At 55.3% G+C, this 22,712-nt stretch carries 21 protein-coding genes; 11 read left to right on the forward strand and 10 right to left on the reverse strand.

Features of this window, described 5'->3' with window-relative positions; all coding sequences use genetic code 11:
• The first annotated feature begins 11 nt into the window (after window positions 1-11).
• The 10 genes from BUA49_RS07495 (at window position 12) to BUA49_RS18140 (ending at window position 10,654) form a co-directional block, all read left to right on the forward strand.
• Window positions 12-1,274, forward strand: a complete 1,263-nt coding sequence (locus tag BUA49_RS07495) for a DUF1329 domain-containing protein (RefSeq protein ID WP_072796556.1) — start codon at window positions 12-14, stop codon at window positions 1,272-1,274.
• 37 nt (window positions 1,275-1,311) lie between these two features.
• Window positions 1,312-3,384 carry a hydantoinase/oxoprolinase family protein gene (locus BUA49_RS07500; protein WP_072796557.1) on the forward strand — a complete coding sequence of 691 codons (2,073 nt, stop codon included), beginning with the start codon at window positions 1,312-1,314 and terminating at the stop codon, window positions 3,382-3,384.
• Window positions 3,385-3,388: 4 nt separating this feature from the next.
• Window positions 3,389-5,260, forward strand: a complete 1,872-nt coding sequence (locus BUA49_RS07505; protein ID WP_072796558.1) for a hydantoinase B/oxoprolinase family protein — start codon at window positions 3,389-3,391, stop codon at window positions 5,258-5,260.
• Window positions 5,260-5,850 carry an isochorismatase family protein gene (locus tag BUA49_RS07510; RefSeq protein WP_072796559.1) on the forward strand — a complete coding sequence of 197 codons (591 nt, stop codon included), beginning with the start codon at window positions 5,260-5,262 and terminating at the stop codon, window positions 5,848-5,850. Before BUA49_RS07505 ends, BUA49_RS07510 begins: the two co-directional genes overlap by 1 nt.
• An 82-nt stretch (window positions 5,851-5,932) precedes the next feature.
• Window positions 5,933-6,277 (forward strand): isopropylmalate isomerase, encoded by a 345-nt coding sequence (locus tag BUA49_RS07515; protein WP_228704426.1) that lies wholly within the window; start codon window positions 5,933-5,935, stop codon window positions 6,275-6,277.
• A gap of 4 nt (window positions 6,278-6,281) precedes the next feature.
• Entirely contained in the window at window positions 6,282-7,691 is a 1,410-nt protein-coding gene (gene leuC, locus BUA49_RS07520; RefSeq protein WP_072796561.1) for a 3-isopropylmalate dehydratase large subunit, read from the forward strand.
• A gap of 1 nt (window position 7,692) precedes the next feature.
• A complete protein-coding gene (leuD, locus tag BUA49_RS07525; protein ID WP_072796562.1) occupies window positions 7,693-8,328 on the forward strand; it encodes a 3-isopropylmalate dehydratase small subunit in 636 nt (211 codons plus the stop codon).
• Between the two features lie 25 nt (window positions 8,329-8,353).
• The gene (locus tag BUA49_RS07530) at window positions 8,354-10,234 is read left to right on the forward strand and encodes a sigma 54-interacting transcriptional regulator (RefSeq protein ID WP_072796563.1); all 1,881 of its coding nucleotides are present in this window, start codon (window positions 8,354-8,356) and stop codon (window positions 10,232-10,234) included.
• 155 nt (window positions 10,235-10,389) lie between these two features.
• Window positions 10,390-10,476 carry a hypothetical protein gene (locus BUA49_RS18265; protein ID WP_407656689.1) on the forward strand — a complete coding sequence of 29 codons (87 nt, stop codon included), beginning with the start codon at window positions 10,390-10,392 and terminating at the stop codon, window positions 10,474-10,476.
• A 34-nt stretch (window positions 10,477-10,510) separates the two neighbouring features.
• Complete coding sequence (locus BUA49_RS18140; protein ID WP_267283707.1) at window positions 10,511-10,654, forward strand: RidA family protein; 144 nt, start codon at window positions 10,511-10,513, stop codon at window positions 10,652-10,654.
• On the opposite strand, the gene BUA49_RS07540 is transcribed toward BUA49_RS18140, so the two are convergent.
• The 10 genes from BUA49_RS07540 to BUA49_RS07580 form a co-directional block, all read right to left on the reverse strand.
• On the reverse strand, window positions 10,651-11,121 hold the full coding sequence (locus BUA49_RS07540) for a DUF4442 domain-containing protein (protein ID WP_072796564.1): 471 nt from the start codon (window positions 11,119-11,121) through the stop codon (window positions 10,651-10,653). The genes BUA49_RS18140 and BUA49_RS07540 overlap by 4 nt on opposite strands.
• 118 nt (window positions 11,122-11,239) lie before the next feature.
• Window positions 11,240-12,883, reverse strand: a complete 1,644-nt coding sequence (locus BUA49_RS07545; protein ID WP_072796565.1) for a fatty acid--CoA ligase — start codon at window positions 12,881-12,883, stop codon at window positions 11,240-11,242.
• Window positions 12,884-13,014: 131 nt separating this feature from the next.
• Window positions 13,015-13,347 carry a Na+/H+ antiporter subunit G gene (locus BUA49_RS07550; RefSeq protein WP_072796566.1) on the reverse strand — a complete coding sequence of 111 codons (333 nt, stop codon included), beginning with the start codon at window positions 13,345-13,347 and terminating at the stop codon, window positions 13,015-13,017.
• A gap of 54 nt (window positions 13,348-13,401) precedes the next feature.
• Window positions 13,402-13,671, reverse strand: coding sequence for a K+/H+ antiporter subunit F (locus BUA49_RS07555; protein ID WP_072796567.1), 270 nt, complete (start codon window positions 13,669-13,671; stop codon window positions 13,402-13,404).
• Window positions 13,668-14,156, reverse strand: coding sequence for a Na+/H+ antiporter subunit E (locus BUA49_RS07560; protein ID WP_072796568.1), 489 nt, complete (start codon window positions 14,154-14,156; stop codon window positions 13,668-13,670). The genes BUA49_RS07555 and BUA49_RS07560 overlap by 4 nt, the downstream gene beginning before the upstream one ends.
• On the reverse strand, window positions 14,156-15,694 hold the full coding sequence (locus BUA49_RS07565; RefSeq protein ID WP_072796569.1) for a monovalent cation/H+ antiporter subunit D: 1,539 nt from the start codon (window positions 15,692-15,694) through the stop codon (window positions 14,156-14,158). The genes BUA49_RS07560 and BUA49_RS07565 overlap by 1 nt, the downstream gene beginning before the upstream one ends.
• A complete protein-coding gene (locus tag BUA49_RS07570) occupies window positions 15,691-16,059 on the reverse strand; it encodes a Na+/H+ antiporter subunit C (protein ID WP_072796570.1) in 369 nt (122 codons plus the stop codon). The genes BUA49_RS07565 and BUA49_RS07570 overlap by 4 nt, the downstream gene beginning before the upstream one ends.
• The gene (locus BUA49_RS07575) at window positions 16,059-18,860 is read right to left on the reverse strand and encodes a monovalent cation/H+ antiporter subunit A (protein WP_072796571.1); all 2,802 of its coding nucleotides are present in this window, start codon (window positions 18,858-18,860) and stop codon (window positions 16,059-16,061) included. Before BUA49_RS07575 ends, BUA49_RS07570 begins: the two co-directional genes overlap by 1 nt.
• 372 nt (window positions 18,861-19,232) lie before the next feature.
• The gene (locus BUA49_RS17775) at window positions 19,233-19,397 is read right to left on the reverse strand and encodes a hypothetical protein (protein WP_175547557.1); all 165 of its coding nucleotides are present in this window, start codon (window positions 19,395-19,397) and stop codon (window positions 19,233-19,235) included.
• A gap of 109 nt (window positions 19,398-19,506) precedes the next feature.
• Window positions 19,507-20,505 carry a GlxA family transcriptional regulator gene (locus BUA49_RS07580; protein WP_072797745.1) on the reverse strand — a complete coding sequence of 333 codons (999 nt, stop codon included), beginning with the start codon at window positions 20,503-20,505 and terminating at the stop codon, window positions 19,507-19,509.
• Window positions 20,506-20,639: 134 nt separating this feature from the next.
• Between BUA49_RS07580 and BUA49_RS07585 the strand changes: the two genes are divergently transcribed.
• Complete coding sequence (locus BUA49_RS07585) at window positions 20,640-22,442, forward strand: acyl-CoA dehydrogenase (protein ID WP_072796572.1); 1,803 nt, start codon at window positions 20,640-20,642, stop codon at window positions 22,440-22,442.
• Window positions 22,443-22,712: the final 270 nt, after the last annotated feature.

A 22,712-nucleotide genomic window follows, 5' to 3' on the forward strand; every position in this document is an offset into this window, starting at 1 on the left:
GGAGAGTAATAATGAAAACAATCACTTCTGTTAAAAGCCTCGCCCTTGCCGTGGGTTTAATGACGAGCTCGGGCTTTCTCTCAGCGGCGGATCTGTCTGCCGGTGACGTCATTAACGCGGGCAACCTTGATCAGCGTCTTTCCGATACCTTTAAGGGTGACGGAATAGACACTTTGTTAACCGATGTTCAGCAGAAACTGATCCGGGACGAAGGGTTGGTCATAACCTTGAAAGACCCGGAGCCCATCCGGTTAGGCGATGATTATCTGGCGGCCACCAAGGAATACTCCGGCGGCGTTAGCTTCAACCCGGATACCCGGATGATGGAGGGCTGGAAAGCCGGTATACCCTTCCCGAATATCACAGAAGACACCGCGAACGCTGCTGAAAAGCTGATCTGGAATCACAACGTTGCTCAGCCAATCAAGAACTACCAGGATTATTCGCGATTCACCTATCTGTTTATAGATGACGATCGTGGCCTCGAGCGAACTCAGGAATGGGTTTTGCTCCGCTATTACATGAAAGGACGCCTGGGCGAGGAGGATACCGTCGAGGGGAATGACGACGTTCTCTGGAAGCAATTGCTTTACGCCACCTATCCGGCGGATATTCGCGGGCTGGGTCTTTACACGGTTCGTTATGACAGCCCAAAGCTCGATGACAGCTGGGCGTACATCAAATCGGTACGTCGTACCCGTCGCTTATCCGGGGGAACCTGGATGGACCCTATTGGTGGAACCGATCAGCTCAACGATGATATCGAGATTTTCAACGCCCACCCAACCTGGTACCCCGAGTACAAACTGCTGGGTAAACGCAAAATTCTGGTCGTAGCAAACAACACCACTACGCCCTGGGATTTTGATGCCAGTGGCAACGCAAGATTCCCCGTTGTTGATCTGGATAACGCACCCTATTGGAACCCGAAAGAAGAATGGGAGCCCCGTGAGGTATGGGTAATCGAAGCTATTGCACCGCCCGAGCATCCTTACAGCAAAAAAGTGATGTATATGGACACCGAGTTTCCGCGGTTTTACATGGCGGATGTCTATGATCGCAAGGGTGAGTTCTGGAAGTGGATGAACTACAGCCTTCGCACCATCGATACAGAAGATGGCGATCGCGGCATCGTTTCAATGGCGGGCTTTACCATCGACTATCAACGCCGCCACGCCACTATCTTTCTGAACCCGATACCGAAATTCAACACGCCGGGTGTTGACGGTAACTCCATAAGTTTGCGCCAGCTTGAACAGGCAGCGGTTCGCTGAACTGGCACAAACCCTATTGCAGAGTCAGGAGAGAAGTATGAGCTTTCGACTTGGGGCTGATGTCGGTGGAACCTTCACGGACCTGCTCCTCATCAACGACGACACGGGTGCGACCTATACGGCCAAGGTACCCTCCACCCCCTCGGATTCGTCCGTGGGGGTCCTGAACGGCATTGAAAAGATCTGCCGGACATCTGGCATTGACCCGAAGCAGATTCGCTCGGTTATGCACGGAACCACGGTGGCAACCAATGCCATTCTCACGCAACGAGGTGCCAAGGTTGGTCTTGTCACGACTCGCGGTTACAGGCAGGTGCTGCACATTGCACGCTCGTTTGTACCGGGTGGCCTGGGCGGCTGGGTGACGTTCAAAAAACAGCCCCTGCTTGCGTCGCTGGAGCATACGGTAGAAGCCATAGAGCGGCTGGGCGCAGGGGGCGAGGTTGTGACGCCCCTGGACGAGGCTGATATCCGCAAACAGCTCCAATTTCTGAAGGATGCAGGCATTGAGGCGTTGACCGTATCGCTCATCAATGCCTATGTCAGTGGGGTTCACGAAGAGCGGATTGGCGAGATCGCGGCTGAGGTAATGCCGGGAATACCTGTTTCCCTGTCGTCTCGGGTTGTGCCTGAAATGCAGGAGTATGAGCGCACAGAAACGACCGTGGTGAACAGCTTTGTTCGCCCGGAAGTTTCCAACTACCTGAACCATCTTGAAACCGAGATTCGTGCGCGGTTGGCCGATGATGTTGAGCTTTCAATATTGCGCTCGGACGGCGGTCTCGCCGCGTGTGAGTCGGCGTCTTATACACCAGTGAACCTGCTGCTTTCCGGCCCTGCCGGCGGTGTGGCCGGTGCAATCTGGTTCTGCTCTCGCGGAGGGTTCGATAAGGTTTTAACTTTTGACGTGGGCGGCACATCCACGGACGTGGCTCTGATAGAGCACAACAGCGCGCGGCTAAGACGTGAAACCCGGGTGGGTGATGTGGCCGTTCGTGCGCCTTCGGTGGACGTTCGAACGGTAGGTGCGGGTGGCGGATCGATTGCCTTTGTACCGGAATTGACCCGGGCCTTGCGTGTCGGGCCAGACAGCGCTGGCGCAGAGCCAGGACCCGCTGCCTACAATAAAGGTGGTGAACAGGCGACGGTAACGGATGCCAACGTCGTGCTGGGTTACCTCCCTGCAAACCAGAAGCTCGGTGGTGAAATGGCCATTCGCACGGACCTTGCAGAGGCAGCCGTGCAGAAAGTTGCGGATGCCATGGGCGTCTCACTGAAAGAGGCTGCTGAAGGCATTGTACGCATTGCCAACGAGCATATATTTGGTGCTCTGCGCCTTATTTCTGTCGAGCAGGGCTACGATCCGCGAGAGTTTGCTCTTTGCGGTTTCGGCGGCGCGGGACCTCTCCACGCCAATGCTCTCGGCATTCTTATGGGCGCCTGGCCGGTTATCGTGCCGCCATCGCCCGGCGTGCTTTGCGCCTATGGTGACGCTACAACTCGGGTTAAGGATGAAGCCTCTCGCTCGCTGGTCAAAAATTTCTCTGAACTCAGTTTGAAGGAGGTGGTGGGTATTCTTGAGGGTCTGACCAAGCAGGTCGGCGATTCACTGGAAAAACAGGCAATACCCTCCAATGAGCAGACTGTTATTTGGCAGGCGGATGTGCGTTATCAAGGGCAGGCGCTGTTGTTGACTCAGGATGTATCGCCTGATGATTTGCGTAAGGACGGGCTTGAGTTGCTGCAAAAGGCGTTCGATGCAGAGCACGAAAAGTTGTTCAGCTTCTCCCTTGATGAGAACCGGGAGCTTGTGAACGTGCGGGCCATTGCCCGTGCACCGCGGCCGAATATCGCCGATCGTGTCTGGGAAGCCGAGGCCGGCGCACTTGCGGACGCCGTGACTGGACACAGCTCGATATATCTTCGCGGGACGGACTATCAGGCGACGTTATACGACCGTGAAAAGCTCTGCCCGGGTCACGTTGTACCTGGCCCCGCCATTGTGACGGAAATGGACTCCACCACCGTTATCTTCCCTGACCATCAGGCAACCGTGGACAAAGTCGGCAACCTGCTGATCGAGCCCGTTGGCTTCAAGGGTAAGGAGTAATCGTATGCCTGCGAATATTATTCAACCAAATACCACTCCGCTCAAGCGGATTGATGTCGACACCGTTACCCTCGATATTATCGAAAACGCTATGGCCAACGCCCGTAACGAGATGGATGCGGTACTGATTCGAACGGCCATGTCTCCGGGAATCCGGGAGCAGGGTGATGCCTTTCCCATGATCGCTAACCACGAAGGCAAAATGGTGGTGGGTCAGTTCGGCTCGTTTATCACCGGGTTTACGCAGTCCTACAGCGGCGATATCGAAGAGGGCGACATCTTCCTGACCAACGACCCATACATGTGCGATGGTGCAGTGAGCCATTTGCCAGACTGGTTGGTGCTGGTGCCGGTCTTCAAGGATGGCCGACTCATCAACTGGGCCGCCATGTTTGGCCACATGTCAGATGTCGGTGGCAAAGTTCCTGGCAGTCTTCCAACCGATGCCCAGACCATATTTGAAGAGGGCATCCGGATTCCGCCGGTGAAGATCTATAAAAAAGGCGTGCTCAATCACGATGTACTGGAACTCATTCTGCACAACGTGCGGATGCCCAGCTGGAACCGTTCTGACTTCAACGCCATCGTTGCATCCTGCCGCACGGCGGGGCGCCGCTGTGTGGAACTGGCCGACCGTTTTGGCGACGACATTTTTACCAGCGCCCTGGGCATGATGCTGCAGCGTAACTATGTGGCTATGCGCGAGATCATTCGCAATGTGGTGCCTGAAGAAAAACGGTCGTTTGAAGATTACATCTGTGATGATGGCGCGGGCCTGGGCCCTTACACCATTCGCTGCACCATGTGGCGCGAGGGTGATATAGCCATTTTTGACTTTGAGGGGACCGACCCTCAGGCGCCTTCATCCGTGAACTACTTCCTCAACGAAGAAATGTTCAAGATGTTCTTCGGCGCGTTCACCATCAACCTGTTTGACCCTTCGATTTTGTTCAATGACGGGTTTTACGACCTGGTGGACGTACGCATTCCGCAAGGTTCTATTTTAAAGCCGAACTTCCCTGCGGCGCTTTCTTGTCGCACACACCTCTTGGGCCGCATCTTTGATGTGATGGGCGGTTTGTTGGGGCAGGGAACACCGGATGCCATGAACGCGGCCGGCTTCTCGGATTCACCGCACTTCATGTATTCAGGATACGACTCCAAAGGCGAATGGTTCCAGCTGTTCCAGATTGGGTTTGGCGGCATTCCCGGTCGTCCGATCGGCGATGGGCCGGACGGCCATAGCCTCTGGCCTAACTTCACCAACGTGCCCAACGAGTTTGTAGAGGCCTATTTCCCCCTTCGGATCGAGACTTATGAAACGATTACCGATTCGGGTGGCGCAGGCAAGCATCGCGGTGGCAACGGCATTCGGATGGCCTATCGCCTTTTGGCTGATGGCGAAATCTCCATCCATGATGATCGCTGGCTGACTTATCCCTGGGGCGTTATTGGTGGTGACCCTGGAATGCGAAGCCGCAAGGAACTCATCAAAGCGAACGGTGAGAGCAGGATTCTTCCGTCCAAGTGTGACCATATCAAGGTTGAGGCCGGGGATCTGGTGATCTTTGATACCTGGGGCGGTGGTGGTTGGGGCAACCCTCTGGAGCGTGATCCTGCTGCGGTTGCAATGGACGTCCTAAAGGGCCTTGTCAGTGTTGAAGGCGCCCTTCGCTACGGCGTAGTGCTGGACAGAATGGGTAAAATCTCTGCTGAAGATACTGCGGAATTGCGGGCCGACATGGCGCTCTCCCGCAACAGCGATGATCTGTTCTCCAGAGGGGGCACCATTGAAGAGATCAAGGCCAGGTGCGAGGCGGAAACCGGATTACCGGCGCCTGCAACACCGGTCTGGAAAACCTCCGGGGTGCACTGATGCAACTGGAATCCAACGTGTTGAGGCGCGGTAATCGCTACGGCTTGATCTTGGTGGACATGTGCGTCGGGTTTACGAACCCGGCGCTCAGCCCGCTGGCGTCGAATGCTGACAGTGTGGTGGCGGCCAATCAGCAGCTGCTCGCGTTTTTTCGGGAACGTAACTGGCCGGTGTTTTTCACCACAGTTGCTTACTCCGACGAATCGCAAGCCACGGTGTTCCGGGAAAAACTGCCGGCGCTGAATATGCTCCAGGTTGGCTCCGGCCTAGAAGAAATCGATGCAAGGCTTGCGCCTCAGGAGGATGAACCGGTGCTGGTAAAGCATTGGGCGAGCGGCTTTTTTGCAACAGATCTGCATGAGAAGCTTCAGGCAACCGGAGTGGACGGCACGGTAGTGACCGGGCTTACAACCAGCGGTTGCGTTCGCGCAACCGCTCTGGACAGTCTGCAATACAACTATCGTACGTTAGTTCCGCGCGAGGCCGTGGGTGATCGTGATGCCGCAGCGCATGAAGCTAATCTGCGAGACTTGGGAATCAAATATGTCGATGTACTTTCCCTCGAAGAAACTCTTCAGTTCCTGGCTTAACGGAGCTGCGGCTCTGGCTGTGTTCGTGGGCCTATCCGGATGCGCCATGCAGCCGGGCATGAAAGCAGGAGGCGACAATCGTATGCAGTTTATTGAGGGTCTTGCCAGCACCCCTGCGGCATGTCAGACATACAGACAAGCTTACGTTCGTGGCTTTCGAGAAAATGTGGCGGCTTTGGCCGCCCAGAATGCGGATGCTCAGGATCAGGCGCAAAAGCGACTGTCGGACAGCCGTCTCAAGCTTGTGGATGAGGGTCTGACTGAAGCGGATTGTTTGCGACCTTACTGCATCATTGAGCCTTTGCAGAATGGCCGGCTGGACACCTGGTGCGGTTACCGGCTCGACGCCGACGAAGGTGAAGATCTTTATCAGTGGCTTGACTGGGAGACGGTTCAGGCGGGAATGAAGCGTTCACAAAGAGGATAGCGGCATGGCGCCACAGACGCTTTACGACAAGCTTTGGGGCAGGCATTTGGTAGCGGAGCTGCCCGACGGTTCATCTTTACTGTACGTGGACAGACATCTGCTCCATGAAGTTACGTCTCCTCAAGCGTTCTCAGGATTGCGTGCCGCTGAACGAAAGCCCTGGCGTATTGGGCCTAACGTGGCGGTGCCGGACCACGCCGTACCGACCAGGCGCAGGGAGCTTGGTGTTGCAGGCATCGCCGATCGAGTGGCGCGGGTTCAGGTCGAGACATTGACCAGCAATTGTCGTGAGTTCGGCATCCCGCTTATCGAGTTGGAAGACGCACGCCAGGGCATTGTGCATGTGGTTGGCCCCGAGCAGGGGCTGACTCTACCTGGTATGACGATCGTCTGCGGTGATTCCCATACCGCGACCCACGGTGCGTTTGCCACGCTGGCCATGGGTGTTGGTACCAGCGAGGTTGAGCATGTGCTGGCATCCCAAACTCTGCGCACTCATCGACAGAAAAATATGCGGGTGGTGTTTGATGGAGCCATGGGTTTTGGAGTGACATCCAAGGATCTGATCCTGGCGCTGATCGGTCGCATTGGTACTGCTGGCGGAACCGGCTACGCCATAGAATATGCGGGAGAAACCATACGAAACATGTCCATGGAAGGGCGAATGACTGTTTGTAATATGAGCATTGAGGCTGGCGCTCGTGCTGGCATGATAGCTTACGATGCGGTTACCGAGGCTTACGTGCGGGGCCGGCCCTATGCCCCTCAGGACACTGAGTATGTTGATGCCTGTCGCTACTGGCAATCGCTGCGCTCAGACGATGATGCTGTTTTTGATCGTGAGGAGCATTTCCCGGTATCCGCGCTGGTACCACAGGTTACTTGGGGCACGTCCCCTGAAATGGTGGTCGGCATTGACGGATGTGTGCCGGAATCTGCCAGATCTGACGAGGCAGCACGGCGTTCGTTGAAGCGCACACTGGACTACATGGGACTTGAGCCAGGACAGGCTTTGAAGGGCTTGCCTGTAGACAAGGTTTTTATCGGCTCCTGTACCAATGCCCGGATGGAGGATCTCAGGGCCGTAGCGAACCTTGTGAAGGGTCAGAAGGTGAGCCGCTCGATTTCCCAGGCACTGATTGTCCCGGGCTCCGGTCAGATCAGGCTGCAGGCTGAGCGAGAGGGTCTGGATGCGATATTTCAGAAAGCCGGCTTTGAATGGCGTTCAGCCGGATGCTCCATGTGCCTCGGGATGAACGATGATCGTTTGCAGCCAGGTGAACGCTGTGCATCCACCTCCAATCGTAATTTTGAAGGGCGGCAGGGCAAGGGCGGCCGAACTCATCTAATGAGTCCTCTTATGGCGGCTGCGGCAGCTCTGACCGGTAAACTCACTGATGTTCGGGAGTTATGACATGGAGCCCTTCAAAACACATTCGGGGTTGGTTATTCCTTTCAACCGCGCCAACGTTGATACGGATGCTATTCTGCCCAAGCAATATCTGAAAATGTTGGGAAAGGCCGGCTACGGTGATTTCCTGTTCGATGATGAACGCTATCTGGATCCCGGCGATGTGGATATTCCAGTCGCCGAACGACGACCTAATCCTGATTTTATTCTCAACCGATCTCCGTTCGAGCGCGGGACGATTCTGCTTGCGGGTGCAAACTTCGGGTGTGGATCATCCCGAGAGCATGCTGTCTGGGCGTTGCATGATTTTGGTATCCGTGTGGTGCTGGCTCCCAGCTTCGGTGATATCTTCTTTAATAACTGTTTCAACAATGGCCTGCTACCTGTGATTCTTGCGCAGCCTGTTATAGACAAGCTGTTCGAGCTGGCGAGCCGACCAGGAAAATTTGCCGTGAATGTCGATCTTGAGCGGTGCGAGCTCGTTCACGGTGAGGATCTCTGGCCGTTTGTAGTGGAGCCGGGCCGACGGGACAATCTGTTGAGTGGTCTGGACGATATCGGCCGCACTTTGGCTTTTGGCGAAGCCATTCGTGACTATGAGGCTCGGCGACGTCACCTTGAGCCCTGGATATTTCGTTAAGTAGCCGACACGAGGGAGAACCGCGTTGGATTTTAATAATGCCGAAACCAGCCGGGTAAGAGTGTGCCTTATTGGCAACTCCAAGCTCAGCAAACTGGTTCATTCGTTGATACCGGAGTTTGCATCGATTGCCGATGTCATCATTATTGACAGTATTTTCAACGATGCATTGATGTCAGCACGAAGGCTGGTGGAGCATGATGCCGTTGATGTGTTTGTCAGTGCCGGTGCCAACGCGTTCTATCTTCAGGATACCCTTCCGGTTCCGGTGGTGGCGTTAGAAGTCCTCCAGTCTGATCTGGTGAATGCCGTGCTCAAGGCCCGGCTGGTCAGCCGCACAATGCTGATACTTACCCATGAACAACAGGGCGCCTGGACGGAGTTTCTGGATTATGTAGAAGGGGCCGAGATTGTCCACCGCACTTATCAGACTGCAGAAGAGGCAAAAGACATCTTCAACGGAATCGACAAAGACGGGTTCGGGGTAGTGATCGGGACAAGTTTTGTGTGCGATCTGGCGGAGCAAGCCGGTATTCCCTACATCCTTGTTTATTCCCGTGAAGCTTGCCGACAGATGGTACGAAAGGCGATTGCCGTCGCGGGTAAGTACAAGCGTGAGGGAGAACAGCGGGCATTTGGCCAGTTCCTGCTGGATCAGTCGCCAGTGGCAGCAATCATTACCAACCGAGATGAAGAGGTCATTGGCTTCAACCGCCAGGCCTTGCAGTTGGTGAACGGGCTGGTCCGTAACAAACGGATCGACCGCTTTCTCGACGGGCGTTTTTTGCAGGCGCCGAATACGGTAGCGGAAGCCATATTGCTTGATGATCGCTTATGTCGGGTCGATAAAGCGGCATTTGATATCGACGGCAAGCGCGTAGGTCACCTCTATTCTATCAAGGCAGCCCCTAATAAAAACGCGGAGACCAATTCATCGGCAGAACGGCTTGTTTCCCAATCGCTATCCATGGCGGAAGTGAAGCATTTCCTGCGGATATATGGAGCTACGCCGGGAGCGGTCCTGGTGCGGGGCGAAACTGGAACCGGAAAGGAGCTTGCCGCGCGCATTGTTCATGAGTCGAGTGCCAACCGTGACGGCCCTTTCGTCGCTATCAACTGCGCCGCTATTCCTGGAGAGCTGTTTGAGTCTGAGTTGTTCGGGTACGCTGATGGGGCCTTTACCAATTCCCGCAGTGGTGGTAAGTCTGGTTTGCTGGAGTCGGCAAACAACGGCACTTTCTTTATGGACGAGGTCAATTCGTTGCCCATGCCCCAGCAGGCAAAACTGCTGCGGGTTCTCCAGGAAAGGGAAGTCCGGCCGGTTGGGTCGCGCCGGTCTATTGCACTGAATATCAAATTTGTAGCAGCCACGACTCACGATCTCATCGAGGAGGTTCGGGCGGGCCGTTTCAGGGAAGACCTCTACTACCGGCTCAATGTATTCATCGTTAACCTCCCGCCGTTAAGAGAACGTCCAGAAGATATTGAACCCTTGACCCGGCATTTTATTTCCTTGCTTGGTCGACGCTACCAGATTAACGCAGAAGAGGCGTCTTTGGCCGCCATTCTGGTTCCACACTTTCATAGATACCACTGGCCAGGCAACGTTCGTCAACTTGAAAACCTGCTCGAACGTCTGTTGGTATCCTCGACACTTTATGACTCCATCAGTCAGTTTTCAGCGCATTTGCCCACCCTTATTCCAGAGTTGTTTGAGACCGTAACGAAGCCGCGGTCAGGTCAAGCTGAAGGCGGTCATCTTCAGGCGCTGGAACAGGAGGAAATCCTCAGAGTGCTGGATCAATTTGAAGGTAACAAAACGCGCGCCGCTGAATATCTGGGAATGAGCCAGACTACTTTGTGGCGTCGGTTAAAACAGCTTAAACCGCAAACGGGTCAGGGTTGAAGCGTGAATCTTTGCAAGGGGAAAACATGACAGTTGGAACAGAGCCCATTCGTGTTGAGCCGGATGTCTTCAGTGCTTTCGCAATTGGGTAGGGGCATTGCGTTGGTAACCTGATTTTTCTTTCAGGTCAGGCTGGCATCAATGACGCAGGAGAAGTGGTTGGCCCGGGAGATATCAACGCTCAGATCGAACAGGCGGTGTCGAACATCAGGCGCGCTTTAATCCGCCGGCCCGAGCATTGAGCGTATTTTCAAGATAACTGTCTATCTAACCGATATGGCCGACTTCGAGCACATCATAACCATGCGCCACCGGTATTTTTCCGAACCTTGGCCCGCCGATACGACAGTCGGCGTTCAGGCACTGGCACTACCGGGGCTTGTGGTAGAGCTGGACGTCGTCATCGCCACCCGGAGTTAGCGCTTTTTCCTGACATAGAGAACCTTGTTAACCTGGGCGACCAGCTCACCCTTCTCATCGACTATATTCACATCCCACTGGGGCAGCATTTTTTCGCCGCCTGCGGTGGCGGTGCGGATTTCCTCAAGTCTCTCTTTTGTCAGCTCGAAGTGTGCCGTTACCCGGCCTTTGCCTGGGCGGATGAAGTCGATACAGGCAGACTTGTCCCACACAATATAGTCATTGCCCAAGCTGTTCATCAGCAACAGCATGTATATAGGGTCGACCATGCTGTACAGCGAACCGCCAAAGTGAGTGCCCACGTAATTGGTGTTATACCAGCGCAGGTTCATTTCTACCGACGCGGAACTGTAGTCATCCGCAATGTGGGTAACCTTCACGCCTGCGCCTGCGTATGGACCGTAAACATTCATTATTTTACGAACGCCGTTCGGGCTGGCTATCCAGTTGCGCAGTTTGGGCATCATGATGGTAAGACTCTTTTGCAGTAGTAAGTTGAGGAAGGTCTGAGGCGGGGAATTATACGATGAAAAACAAAAATGGCCCGCAGGAAAACCTGGCGGGCCATTGCCATATCAGATCTGTTTACTGCATCTGGTCACGAATCAGCTTTTTGTTGATCTTCCCGACGCTTGTTTTCGGAATATCATCAACAAAATCGATCTGGGAGGGTATCGCCCACTTGTTGATTTCACCGCTATCGACATAGTGCTGCAGATGGCTCTGTATATCTTCCAAGTTTGCCTGCTCGCCCGGCTTCAGGGTCACCAGAGCATAAGGCCGCTCGCCCCATTTTTCATCCGGAATGCCTACAACAGCAGCACCGGCTACCGCAGGGTGCTGGCTGATGAGGTTTTCCAGATCCAGGGATGACAGCCACTCACCACCCGTTTTGATCACATCTTTGATTCGATCCTTGATGGTAAGCGTGTTATTTGGCTCCATGGAAGCAACGTCACCAGTATGCAGCCAGCCACCTTCCCAAAGCTCTTCGCCTTTAGCCGGCTCTTTGAAGTAACTCTGGGTGAGCCAGGGTGCCCGGGCAACGACCTCACCTTTGGCTTCGCCATCGTGCGCCACCGGATTGCCTGAAGTGTCAACAATCTCCAGTTCCACCATGGGTACCGCGATGCCGGTCTTGATCCTCTTGGCGGTTTGCTGCTCCAGCGGTAGTTCGAGGTCTTCTGGTTTGAGATGGCTTGCGCTGAGCAACGGGCAGGTTTCCGACATGCCGTAAGCGGTGTACATGCGGATGCCAAGCTTCGCGCCAGCATCACACAGGCCTTTGGTCAATGCGCTGCCGCCAATCAGAACCTGCCAGTTACTCAGGTCCGCCGTTTTGATGGATTCCGTGCCCATCATCATCTGCATGATGGTTGGAACACAGTGCGAGAAGGTCACCTTGTGTTCCTTGATCAGGTCAACCAGTAACTCTGGCTCATAGCGGCCGGGGTAAACCTGCTTGATACCCATCATGGTGGCAGCATAGGGAACGCCCCATGCATGAACGTGGAACATCGGCGTAACCGGCATATAGACCGACGACGAGCGCAGTAGCGGCAATTCATCGTAGGCTGAAAGTGAGCCGGTCATTGTCAGGGTATGCAGCACCAGTTGGCGATGGCTGAAGAACACACCTTTCGGGTTACCGGTGGTGCCGGTGGTATAGAAGGTGGTGGCAATACTATTCTCATCGAAATCCGGGAAGTCGAACTCTGCTGCCGCGCCGGCCAGAAGTGCTTCATACTCGCCGGCGGTCTCGAGCTTTGTATCCTTCGCGGTTTTCTCATCGCTCAGCTGGATATAGGTTTTGACGGTTTTGATTTCGTCCCGGACGCCTTCCAGGATTGGAAGGAAGTCGTCATGCACCAGCACCACATCGTCTTCAGCGTGGTTCATGGTGTAAACAATCTGCTCCGGTGCCAGGCGTACGTTTACAGTATGCAATACCGCACCAATCATCGGGATCGCGAAAAAGCATTCCAGATAGCGGGGCGTATCCCAGTCCATAACCGCCACAGTATCGCCTGGCTTAACGCCGGCATCAGTGAGGGCGTTAGCAAGGCGGTGAATGCGCTCTACCAGATCGGTGTAGGTGTACTTGCTACGATTGGCATATACGATTTCCTGATCTGGAGAATATCTTGGCCCCGAAAGCAGCAGCTGCTTGATCAACAGAGGGTACTGGTGGGCATTTTCAGCCGCGGGTAAAACTCGTGTCTGTGCCATGTCTGGAATCCTCTTTCCCGTTTTTTGGTGTTATCTGAGAAGTTGGCTAAATCTGACATAAATTGTGTAAAACCGGAAGCTTGCACCGCATTCCCGTTAAAGCCCGGTGGAGAATCCGGGCTGGGTTTGAGTTACTGCTCCCAGGGATTGCCTTCGGTGCCGTCCATGGTTTTTACACCTATGTGCATGGCTGCTTTGGCCAGCATGTTGGCGCTCACCGGGGCGGTCATCAGCAGAAAAACGGTAATCAGAATTTCAGAAATGCCGATAGCCTCGCCCCGGCTGCTGAAATAAATAACCGAGCTGAGCATGATGGCGCCCACGCCAACGGTGGTTGCTTTGGTTGGCCCGTGCAGCCGGGTGTAAAAGTCTGGCAGTCGGGCAAGGCCGATTGCGCCAACCAGTGTAAAGAAACCACCTAGCAACAGCAGGGCCGAGATGGCGTATTCCGCAAACAGGCTCATGAGTTATATCCTCCGTGAGCGAACGGGCAAAGGTAGGCCGACCGGGCTTGATCGTTACTCAATGACACTACCTCGCTTCAGGTATTTAGCCATGGCTACGGTACCGACGAAGCCCATAACTGCGATCAGCAGGGCGGACTCAAGGTACATACGCGTACCCAGGGTTATGCCCAGCAGAATAATTAGCGCAATGGCATTGATATAGAGAGTATCAAGTGCCAGTACCCTGTCTGGCGCATCCGGCCCTTTGATTACACGGTACACGTTAAGCAGCGCGGCCAGGGTCACCATGGCAATGGTGAGGTAAAGAGCAATGGTGATCATTGGAACATCTCCATCAACGGCTTCTCATAGCTGTTGTAAATGGCGTCAATAACCTCCTGGTCACTGGTGGCGTCGAGCGCATGGATCAGCAGGGTTTTATTGTCATCGCTTATATCCACACTGACGGTTCCGGGAGTGAGTGAGATGGTGCTGGCCAGAATGGATATTGCCAGTGGGTGCTCCAGTCTCAGCGGGTAACAGACGAAAACCGGGCGTGGCGCACGGGGGCTGAGAATAAGCCAGGCGACGGAAAAGCTCGCCACCAGAATATCCTTTAGCACTCGCAGTATGTAAGCCGGCATACGCCAGGCTTTTACAAAGGCAGGTCGCTCTGGCCAGAAACCGTGAGTCATTTGGGGAATCAGCCAGGCCAGGATCAGCCCGAGAACGAGGCTGCCACCGGATACGCCATCGCTGAGTATCTGCCAGGTGAGGAACAGAGTCAGGCTCAGCCAGGGTTGAGGAAAACTCAGACGATCAAACATCAGTTTATCTCCCCCACCAGAGAGTCCTGCGGAACATACATGGGAGTCTGCAGAATATTGATATAGCCATGGTTGTCGTGCAACTGCTCAGCGGTTGCGCGGGTGTAATCACTTACCGGCCCGGCCAGGACAACGATCAGAATGGTCAGGCAGGTCAGAATACCGGTCGAGACCGAAACCCGGCTGTTAAGAGGTTCGGGCGTTTCCAGGTGGCCATCTATGTTCCACCAGAAAACGATGCTCCCGGCGCGGCTGTAGGCAATAAGCGTCAGAAAGCTGCCAACCAGAAGAACGCCCCATAGCCACGCCATTTCGATGCCGGGGTCAACCGACTGAAGGATCAGAAGCTTGCCGAAAAAACCGCTCAGGGGTGGTAGGCCTGCGGCGGAGACCGCGCCAATCAGAAAAAGTACACTCAGAAAAGTCCGGTGGCGCATCTTTGGCGCTGTGACGATATTGTCACCGGCCTGGCCTCTCTGGCTTGCGACCAGTTCGGAAACCAGAAACAGGGCGGCAACCGTCCAGGTGGTGCTGACCAGATAAAACAGGGCCGCCGACAAGCCAGCTACTGAGCCAAGCGCGATGGGCGCAAGCAGAGTGCCCACGGAAATAATCACCTGCCAGGCCACCAGTGTTTTCAGGTTGTTGGCGCCGAGTGCTCCGATAACACCCATGCTGAGGGTTACCAGGGCCAGAGGGAATAGCCAATCCATGCCCAGGTTCGCTAACTCGCCGGCGCCTTCTCCGAAGATCAGCGGGTAGATTCTCACGATGGCATAAATGCCTACCTTGGTCATGACCGCAAAGAGCGCCGCCACCGGGGCGGTTGCCCTGGCATAGGCCTTGGGCAGCCAAAAGCACAGCGGCAGAATGGCGGCTTTCAGGCCAAAAACTACCAGCAGCATCATGCCGCCGGCCTTCACAAGGTTCAGGTTGCTGCCGGAGACTTGCGGGATTTTTACGGCCAGATCCGCCATGTTCAATGTGCCGGTAACGCTGTAAATCATACCGACACTGATCAGGAACAGTGCCGAGCCCAACAGGTTCAGGACTACATAGTGAAGCCCGGGTACGGTTCGTGCAGTACCACCGCCGTGCATGAGCAAACCGTAGGAGGCGATAAGCAGAATCTCAAAGGCAACGAACAGGTTGAACAGGTCGCCGGTCAGAAACGCGATGTTCAGGCCCATCAACTGGAACAGAAACAGGGCATGGAACTGCCGGTTGTCCTCATCGGCTCCGCCACTGGCATAGATATGACAGAACAGACCAAGAATCGCCGTCAGAACCAGCATCAGTGCAGCCAGACGGTCAAGAACCATAACTATGCCGAAGGGCGGTTGCCAGTTGCCAAACGCATAGATGCGGTAGCTGCCATCACTGGCAAGCATCAGCAGCACAACAGCGGACACCAGCATCAGCACGGTCGTGGCGATTGCCAGAGTGCGGCGCAGCCTGATCGGGGCATAGCCCATGAATACCTGCAGGATGCCGCCGAGCAGTGGTATCAGAATCGGAGCGATAAGCCAGTGAGTCATTTACCGGTTACCTCCCGTTCCTGTTTCGATGATGGCGGCATTTTTTTACGCTGGCCATCCACATGATCGTCTTCGTTGTCTGCCAGGTTGCGCAGGGACAGAACAACCAGAAACGCTGTCATGGCAAAGCCAATAACGATTGCCGTGAGCACCAGCGCCTGAGGCAGCGGGTCGGAATAGCTGGCGGAGGTTCCGATGACCGGTTGCTGTCCGGTAGCGAGACGCCCCGTGGCGAACAGAAACAGGTTTACACCGTAAGAAAGCATGGTGAGGCCCATGACCACCGGGAAGGTGCGTGCGCGTAGCAGAAGATAGACACCGGACGCCGTCAGGGCGCCGATAACCAGTGCAAATAACAGTTCCATTACACGCCCTCCTTTTTGCTTTTGATGGCCGAATGAGGCGACAGCCTGCCAATGCTGACCAGTGCCAGCAAGGTGGCGCCAATCACGGCCAGGTAGACACCCAGATCAAACACCAGTGCCGAGGCAACCTCGAACTTGCCCACCACGGGCCAGGTAATATAGCCAAATGTGGATGTCAGGAAGGGGTAGCCGAAGGCCAGGCTGCCGGAACCAGCAATGGTCGCGAACAGCAGGCCGAGGCCGATAACATTATGGTAGCGGAACGGAATGCGATCCTGAGTCCATATCATGCCGCTGGCGATATACTGAAGGATTAGCGCCACGGAGGTGATCAGGCCGGCGATAAAGCCACCGCCGGGCAGGTTATGCCCGCGCAGGAAAATATAGGCAGACACCATAAGGGCCAGCGGCAGCATGGGGCGGGCAATCTGGCGCAGCATTAGCGGGTAGCTGTCCCGGGTCCAGGCATGCCCCAGTCCGTCTCCGGGCGGTGGTGTCAGCGCCGTATTTTTCAACATGGAGTAGATGCCCAGTGCGGCAATGGCCAGCACAGTGATCTCACCCAGCGTATCGAAACCACGGAAGTCGACCAGAATTACGTTAACTACGTTGGTTCCGCCGCCGCCCGGCTTGCTGTTTTCCAGAAAGAATTCGGAAATAGAGCTGAACGGCTGGGTCAGCATGGCCAATGTGATCAGGGTCATCCCGGTACCTGCAACCAGTGCAATCAGGATATCGCGAATACGCCGTCCTCTAGAGGTCTCCACTGGTGTCCAGGACGGCATGTAATAGAGTGCCAGCATCAACAGAACAATGGTGACCACTTCCACAGAGAGTTGTGTCATGGCCAGATCCGGTGCGGAGAAGCGTGCGAACGCTAACGCGACAATCAGGCCAACAACGCTCAGGAGCACGAGTGCGTAAAAGCGCTCCCGGTGCCAGACGGCTGCTGCCAGTGCAGATATCATGAGCGCACCGGCGGCAAGCGCCGTGGGCCAGTCTACTTTGCTCAGCCCGTTCTCCCCTATATAGAAACCGGTGTCGGCCAGAGGCAGGGCGGTCACTGCAATCACGCTCACAACCAAAAGCATGGCATAGCGTTGGAGAGAGCCATTTTCGACCCATCCGGTAAAACGGTGTGCCAGGTCAACGAACTTTGAAACCACGGTTTCAAACACGGCTTTCTCGTCAATCTCCCGGAAACGGGCATGGAAGTCGAAAAAGCGCTGGCGCTGGCTGTACATCAGCAAGCCACCGAAGAACGCCAGGAAACTCATCAACAGGGGCAGGTTCAGGCCATGGACCACCGCAAGCTGATAATCTGGCGCGTCAACACCGAGTGTGGCTGAAGCAGCAGAATAAAGTAGCGGGCCCACGGAGAACGTTGGGAAGATACCAACCATGACGCACGCGAACACCAGAATTTCCACCGGAATTTTCATGTAGCGTGGCGGCTCATGGGGCGGGAATATCGGTAGGTCAACCGGCTTGCCGTTGAAGAAAACATCGTGAATGAAGCGAGCCGAGTAGGCAACGGCAAAGATGCCCGCCAAGGTCGCGATAATGGGTGGAATCCATGACCATAGGCCAGGAAGGTTGAGCTGAAGGGATTCCGCAAAGAACATTTCCTTGCTGAGAAAGCCGTTCAACAGAGGAACCCCCCCCATCGATGCTGCTGCAACCATCGCCAACGTGGCGGTATGCGGCATATAGCGCCAGAGCCCATTGATTCGACGCATATCACGGGTGCCGGTTTCGTGGTCAATAATACCGGCAGCCATAAACAGTGACGCTTTGAAAATGGCGTGATTTATCACATGAAATACCGCCGCGACCGCGGCCAGTTGGGTACCCATGCCGAACAGCAGGGTGATCAGGCCCAAATGGCTCACAGTTGAATAAGCGAGCAGGCCTTTCAGATCGTGCTTGAACATGGCCACATAGGCGCCAAGCAGCAGAGTGGCCAAGCCAGTAAAGCTGACCATGTAGAACCACTGCTCGGTTCCAGCCAGAGCCGGGTAAAGGCGTGCCATGAGGAATATGCCGGCTTTGACCATGGTGGCAGAATGCAGGTAGGCAGAGACTGGCGTGGGTGCTTCCATGGCGTGGGGTAGCCAGAAGTGAAACGGGAACTGGGCAGATTTCGTGAAGGCGCCGAGCAAAACCAGGGTTAGTGCAACCGGGTAAAGGGCGTGGGCTTTTATCTGATCGCCGGCGGCGAGCACATCATCCAGTTCAAAACTGCCAACAATATTGCCGATAAGCAGAATGCCGGCCAGCAAGGCGAGGCCACCGCCTCCGGTGACGGCCAGTGCCATACGTGCGCCACGCCGGGCATCTTGTTTGTGCGTCCAGAAACTGATCAGCAGGAATGACGTCAAGCTGGTGAGCTCCCAGAAAATAAGCATCAGCAGCAGGTTGCCGGAGAGCACTATGCCCAACATCGAGCCTTTGAAGCACAGAAGCAGAGAGTAGAATTTGGCTACATTCTCATGCGCTTTAAGATAGTAGTGGGCATAGAGTATGACCAGAAGTCCGATGAGCAGAATTATCAATGCAAACAGCAGTGCCAAGCCATCAAGACGAAAACTGAAAGACAGCCCGAGCGCAGGAAGCCATTCGTAGCTGTGCAGCACAGTGCCGCCCGCCGAAAGAACAGGCCAGTGTGGAAAAAGTGCCGCCAGGGCAATCAGTGCAGGGACAGATGATGCTATTGCGATAGCTGTTCGCCCGGCCTGGGCAAACAGGGGTGCGGCTAAGGCCCCCAGAAATGGCAGTAGTACAACCAGCGGTAGCGACATCGCAGCCTCGTTAACGGTTTTCTTTTGTTATGGATAGGGATGGCTTATGAGTCTGAGTCTAGTCTCCGGTCAGCCACCCTGCATAAGTCGCATCGAGGCGGTCATGGCAGGCGCCAGGAGATGAATCAGCGGGAGGCCGGTGGGTCTGGGAAGTACGGCAAACGCCCACGATGCCGCGCGATGTCAGCGGTAATAGGGGGACGATTGATCTGCATGCAGCCGACGGACCTTGCGGTCATGGTTGCTCCGTTAGTAAAACCTGGAAACCGATGATACGTGCCCGGGCTCGCAGGTCAAGTCAACTTGTGATGGATCAGGTGCAGAAGTTGTATTTAAAAGTGACGTGGAGGGGCATAGTTCGACCCCTTTCCGTCACTTGGCCGACTTGAGGGCGTTGAAAATCGCTTCGGCTTCGGCTTCCAGCACCTGATTGCGCAGACTGCCACCCTGCCGGTTGGCCTGCTCAATCTGTTCAAGCTTCATGCTGTACAGCCTGCTGAGAACCTCAACCCGGGTTTGTTGAACTGGTGCGTTCATGGCACTTTTCCTCCACATGACGCCTGTCAGTATACTTTACGAAAACATCCAGCCAGTGGCCGTTAGGGTTATCGAATGCATAACCCGGGCCAAATGATCGCTGTCGTGGTTAACGGCCAAACCGCGAACGGTAGGCCCCCGGGGCGAGCCCGGTCTGTTTGCGAAATAAACGGCTGAAAGAACTGACATCCTCGTAGCCCACCAGTCGGGTAACGTCCTCTACGGGCAAACGGGAGTTCTCTAAATGCTGGCGCGCGGCCTCTATCCGAATGGCCTGAAGGTAGCCCGTGGGTGTATCACCGGTTGCCAGTTTGAATCGCCGCATCAGCGAGCGCGTGGTCAGGCCGCTTAAAGCGGCAAGAGAGTGTAGGTTCACGGCTTCAACATAGTGCTCCTCCAGCCAGTCCTGCAGCTTCAGAATCACCGGATCTGAATGATACCTCTTGGTCTGAAGAGCGCTGTATGGCGCCTGGCTATTGCGCCCGGCATCGATAACAAACGCCTTCGCCAACTCCCGGGCAACCTGGGCACCTGCGTGGCGTTCTATCAGCTGCACACCCAGATCCCACCAGGCCATGCCGCCACCGGCACAGGCGATGTGCCCGTCTACCGTTACCAGTTTTTCCGGATTCAGGTTTACTAGCGGGTAGCGCTGGCGAAAAAGGTTGCTGAAGCCCCAGTGGGTTGTGGCTTCTCTGCCATCCAGCAAACCAGCCTCTGCCAGAAGGAACGCCCCTGTGCAGTTACTGGCCACCCTAACCTGTCCGGCAGAGCTACCGTTCAGGTTGTGGAACTGGCTCAGCCAGGCAATCAGATCCGGGTTTGATGCCAGCACCCGATCAATCGGCGCGCCGATGGTCGGCACGATCACCAGATCTGCGCTATTCGTGTCCAGCTCCTCCCAGCTCCCATCAGATAGCAGGGTTATGCCGTTGATGCATCGGCAGGGATCACCGTTACGCGTTAGCAGGCGCGTGTTGAAGCGGGGCACTGGCTGTTCGTCATGAATGCGTGCCCAGGTCACACCGGCCAGACGAAACAAATCGATCACGCCTGTAATAGCGCTCGCCAGCGCACCATCAAAACCAATGACAGAAACTGTCTGCATGAGAGCTCCGGTTTGAAGGGTAGTGGCGGAATCAACCATAATTATGTCATAAACGCCGGTTCTCAGGAAAACCCGGTTGTGAGAGCCTGTAGCAACCAATTGACGCTCCGTTAAATTATCAGGAAGCTGCATAAATGACCGATACTCTGATAGACCGCCGCGATCTGGCGTTCCAACTCTACGAAGTTCTTGATACCGAAAGCCTGATCAGCCGCGACCGTTTCAGTGAGCACAACCGCGATACCTTCGATGCCGTGATCGAAACCGCCGACAAAATGGCCCGGGAGAAGTTTGCCAACCACAACAGCGCCGCTGATAAAGACGAGCCGAGATTCGTCAACGGCCAGGTGGAAATGCTGCCCGAAGTGAAGGAGGCATTTGATGCCTACGCCGAAGCCGGGTTTATTGCAGGCCGCTATGATTACGAGCTGGGTGGCATGCAGCTTCCTGAATCCGTTATGGCCGCTTGCAACGGCTTCTTCACTGCCGCTAACCCGGGCACCGCTGGCTACCCGTTCCTCACTACCGCAGCGGCGAACCTTATTCGCGTTTTCGGCAATGAATCGCAGAAAACCAGCTTCCTGCCCAACATGCTCAGCGGCCGTTATACCGGAACCATGGCACTTACCGAGCCCCATGCCGGGTCGTCGCTTGCGGATATTCGTACCTCTGCCACACCGACGGATGATAGCCACTACCTGATTAAAGGCGCGAAGATCTACATCTCTGGTGGCGAGCAGAGCATCACTGAAAATATCGTTCACATGGTGCTCGCTAAAATCAAAGGCGCTCCGGCAGGGGTAAAAGGCATCTCCCTGTTCATTGTTCCCAAATTCCGCATAGACAGCGACGGCAATCCGCTGGATCACAACGGCGTCAGCCTCGCCGGTTTGATCCACAAGCTCGGTTACCGCGGCACCACCTCCACGGCGCTCAGTTTTGGCGACGATGCGCCCTGTCACGGTTATCTGGTGGGCGAGCCTCATCAGGGCCTGAAGTACATGTTCCAGATGATGAACGAGGCCCGGGTAGGAGTGGGTTTTGGCGCGGCGGTGATTGGCTATCGCGGCTACATGCACAGCCTGGAATATGCCAAAGACCGTTTGCAGGGCCGCAAGGCTTCCGAAAAGAACCCGGAAAGCCCCCAGGTACCAATCATCGACCATGCCGATGTACGCCGGATGCTGCTGGCCCAGAAAGCCTACAGCGAAGGTGGGCTGGCCCTTTGCCTGTATGGCACCCGCTTGATGGACGATCAGCACACCCATCCGGATGAACACAAGCGCACCGAAGCTGGCAAACTGCTCGACCTGCTCACGCCGATCATCAAGACCTGGCCTTCCGAATATGGTCCAAAAGCCAACGACTTGGCGATTCAGGTATACGGCGGTGCCGGCTACACCCGAGAGTACCCGGTGGAACAGTGCTGGCGCGATAACCGCCTGAATCCTATCCACGAAGGCACCACCGGCATTCAGGGGCTGGATTTGCTTGGACGTAAGATCTGGCAGGATCAGAGCCATGGTTTGCAGCTGCTCATGCAGGAAATGCAGGTGGATTTGGAGGCCGCGACCACCGACCGCTGCCAGCAATGGGCGTTGTCCCTGAGTGAAACACTTCAGCAGGCCGTCAAAGTTACCCAGAGCCTGGGGAAATCCCTGATGAGCGGCGAAGTAGACAAAACCCTTGCCAATGCCTCCTGCTACCTGCACCTGTTTGGCCATATTATCGTCGCCTGGATGTGGCTGCGCCAGGCCAATGCTGCCGCCAATGCGCTGGCGTCAGCCAACACCGACGACGAGCGCAACTTCTACCACGGCAAGCTCCAGGCCGCCCAGTACTTCTTCCACTGGGAGCTGCCGACGGTTGCTCAGGACTTGGTGCTGTTGCGGAATATGGACGACACTTGCCTGAACATGAAGGCGGAGTGGTTCTGATGGCTTTGGTTAACGTTGAAAAGAAAAGCCACATCCTGCTGATCGGGTTAAACCGCCCGGAAAAAATGAACGCCATGAACCGGGCCATGTACCACGAGATTGCTGCCGCCTGGTAGCTTGAAGTCTTCCAAAATCGCAGTCAGTGAAGGTCAGGAAGCTGCGAAGCTGCGGTTGTTCCCGGATCTGCAGCCAGTAATGGCCAGCGAAGACGTCAAGGAAGGCATCCAGTCATTTCTTGAGAGACGGAGCGCGGTTTTTAAAGGGAAGTAA

Source organism: Marinobacter antarcticus (genome assembly GCF_900142385.1).
GTDB classification, from domain to species: Bacteria; Pseudomonadota; Gammaproteobacteria; order Pseudomonadales; family Oleiphilaceae; genus Marinobacter; species Marinobacter antarcticus.

Coding starts and splice junctions, on each gene's coding strand:
- BUA49_RS07495 (WP_072796556.1), top strand. CDS start 12: ATGAAAACAATCACTTCTGTTAAAAGCCTCGCCCTTGCCGTGGGTTTA.
- BUA49_RS07500 (WP_072796557.1), top strand. CDS start 1,312: ATGAGCTTTCGACTTGGGGCTGATGTCGGTGGAACCTTCACGGACCTG.
- BUA49_RS07505 (WP_072796558.1), top strand. CDS start 3,389: ATGCCTGCGAATATTATTCAACCAAATACCACTCCGCTCAAGCGGATT.
- BUA49_RS07510 (WP_072796559.1), top strand. CDS start 5,260: ATGCAACTGGAATCCAACGTGTTGAGGCGCGGTAATCGCTACGGCTTG.
- BUA49_RS07515 (WP_228704426.1), top strand. CDS start 5,933: ATGCAGTTTATTGAGGGTCTTGCCAGCACCCCTGCGGCATGTCAGACA.
- leuC (WP_072796561.1), top strand. CDS start 6,282: ATGGCGCCACAGACGCTTTACGACAAGCTTTGGGGCAGGCATTTGGTA.
- leuD (WP_072796562.1), top strand. CDS start 7,693: ATGGAGCCCTTCAAAACACATTCGGGGTTGGTTATTCCTTTCAACCGC.
- BUA49_RS18140 (WP_267283707.1), top strand. CDS start 10,511: ATGGCCGACTTCGAGCACATCATAACCATGCGCCACCGGTATTTTTCC.
- BUA49_RS07540 (WP_072796564.1), bottom strand. CDS start 11,121: ATGATGCCCAAACTGCGCAACTGGATAGCCAGCCCGAACGGCGTTCGT.
- BUA49_RS07545 (WP_072796565.1), bottom strand. CDS start 12,883: ATGGCACAGACACGAGTTTTACCCGCGGCTGAAAATGCCCACCAGTAC.
- BUA49_RS07550 (WP_072796566.1), bottom strand. CDS start 13,347: ATGAGCCTGTTTGCGGAATACGCCATCTCGGCCCTGCTGTTGCTAGGT.
- BUA49_RS07555 (WP_072796567.1), bottom strand. CDS start 13,671: ATGATCACCATTGCTCTTTACCTCACCATTGCCATGGTGACCCTGGCC.
- BUA49_RS07560 (WP_072796568.1), bottom strand. CDS start 14,156: ATGTTTGATCGTCTGAGTTTTCCTCAACCCTGGCTGAGCCTGACTCTG.
- BUA49_RS07565 (WP_072796569.1), bottom strand. CDS start 15,694: ATGACTCACTGGCTTATCGCTCCGATTCTGATACCACTGCTCGGCGGC.
- BUA49_RS07570 (WP_072796570.1), bottom strand. CDS start 16,059: ATGGAACTGTTATTTGCACTGGTTATCGGCGCCCTGACGGCGTCCGGT.
- BUA49_RS07575 (WP_072796571.1), bottom strand. CDS start 18,860: ATGTCGCTACCGCTGGTTGTACTACTGCCATTTCTGGGGGCCTTAGCC.
- BUA49_RS17775 (WP_175547557.1), bottom strand. CDS start 19,397: ATGAACGCACCAGTTCAACAAACCCGGGTTGAGGTTCTCAGCAGGCTG.
- BUA49_RS07580 (WP_072797745.1), bottom strand. CDS start 20,505: ATGCAGACAGTTTCTGTCATTGGTTTTGATGGTGCGCTGGCGAGCGCT.
- BUA49_RS07585 (WP_072796572.1), top strand. CDS start 20,640: ATGACCGATACTCTGATAGACCGCCGCGATCTGGCGTTCCAACTCTAC.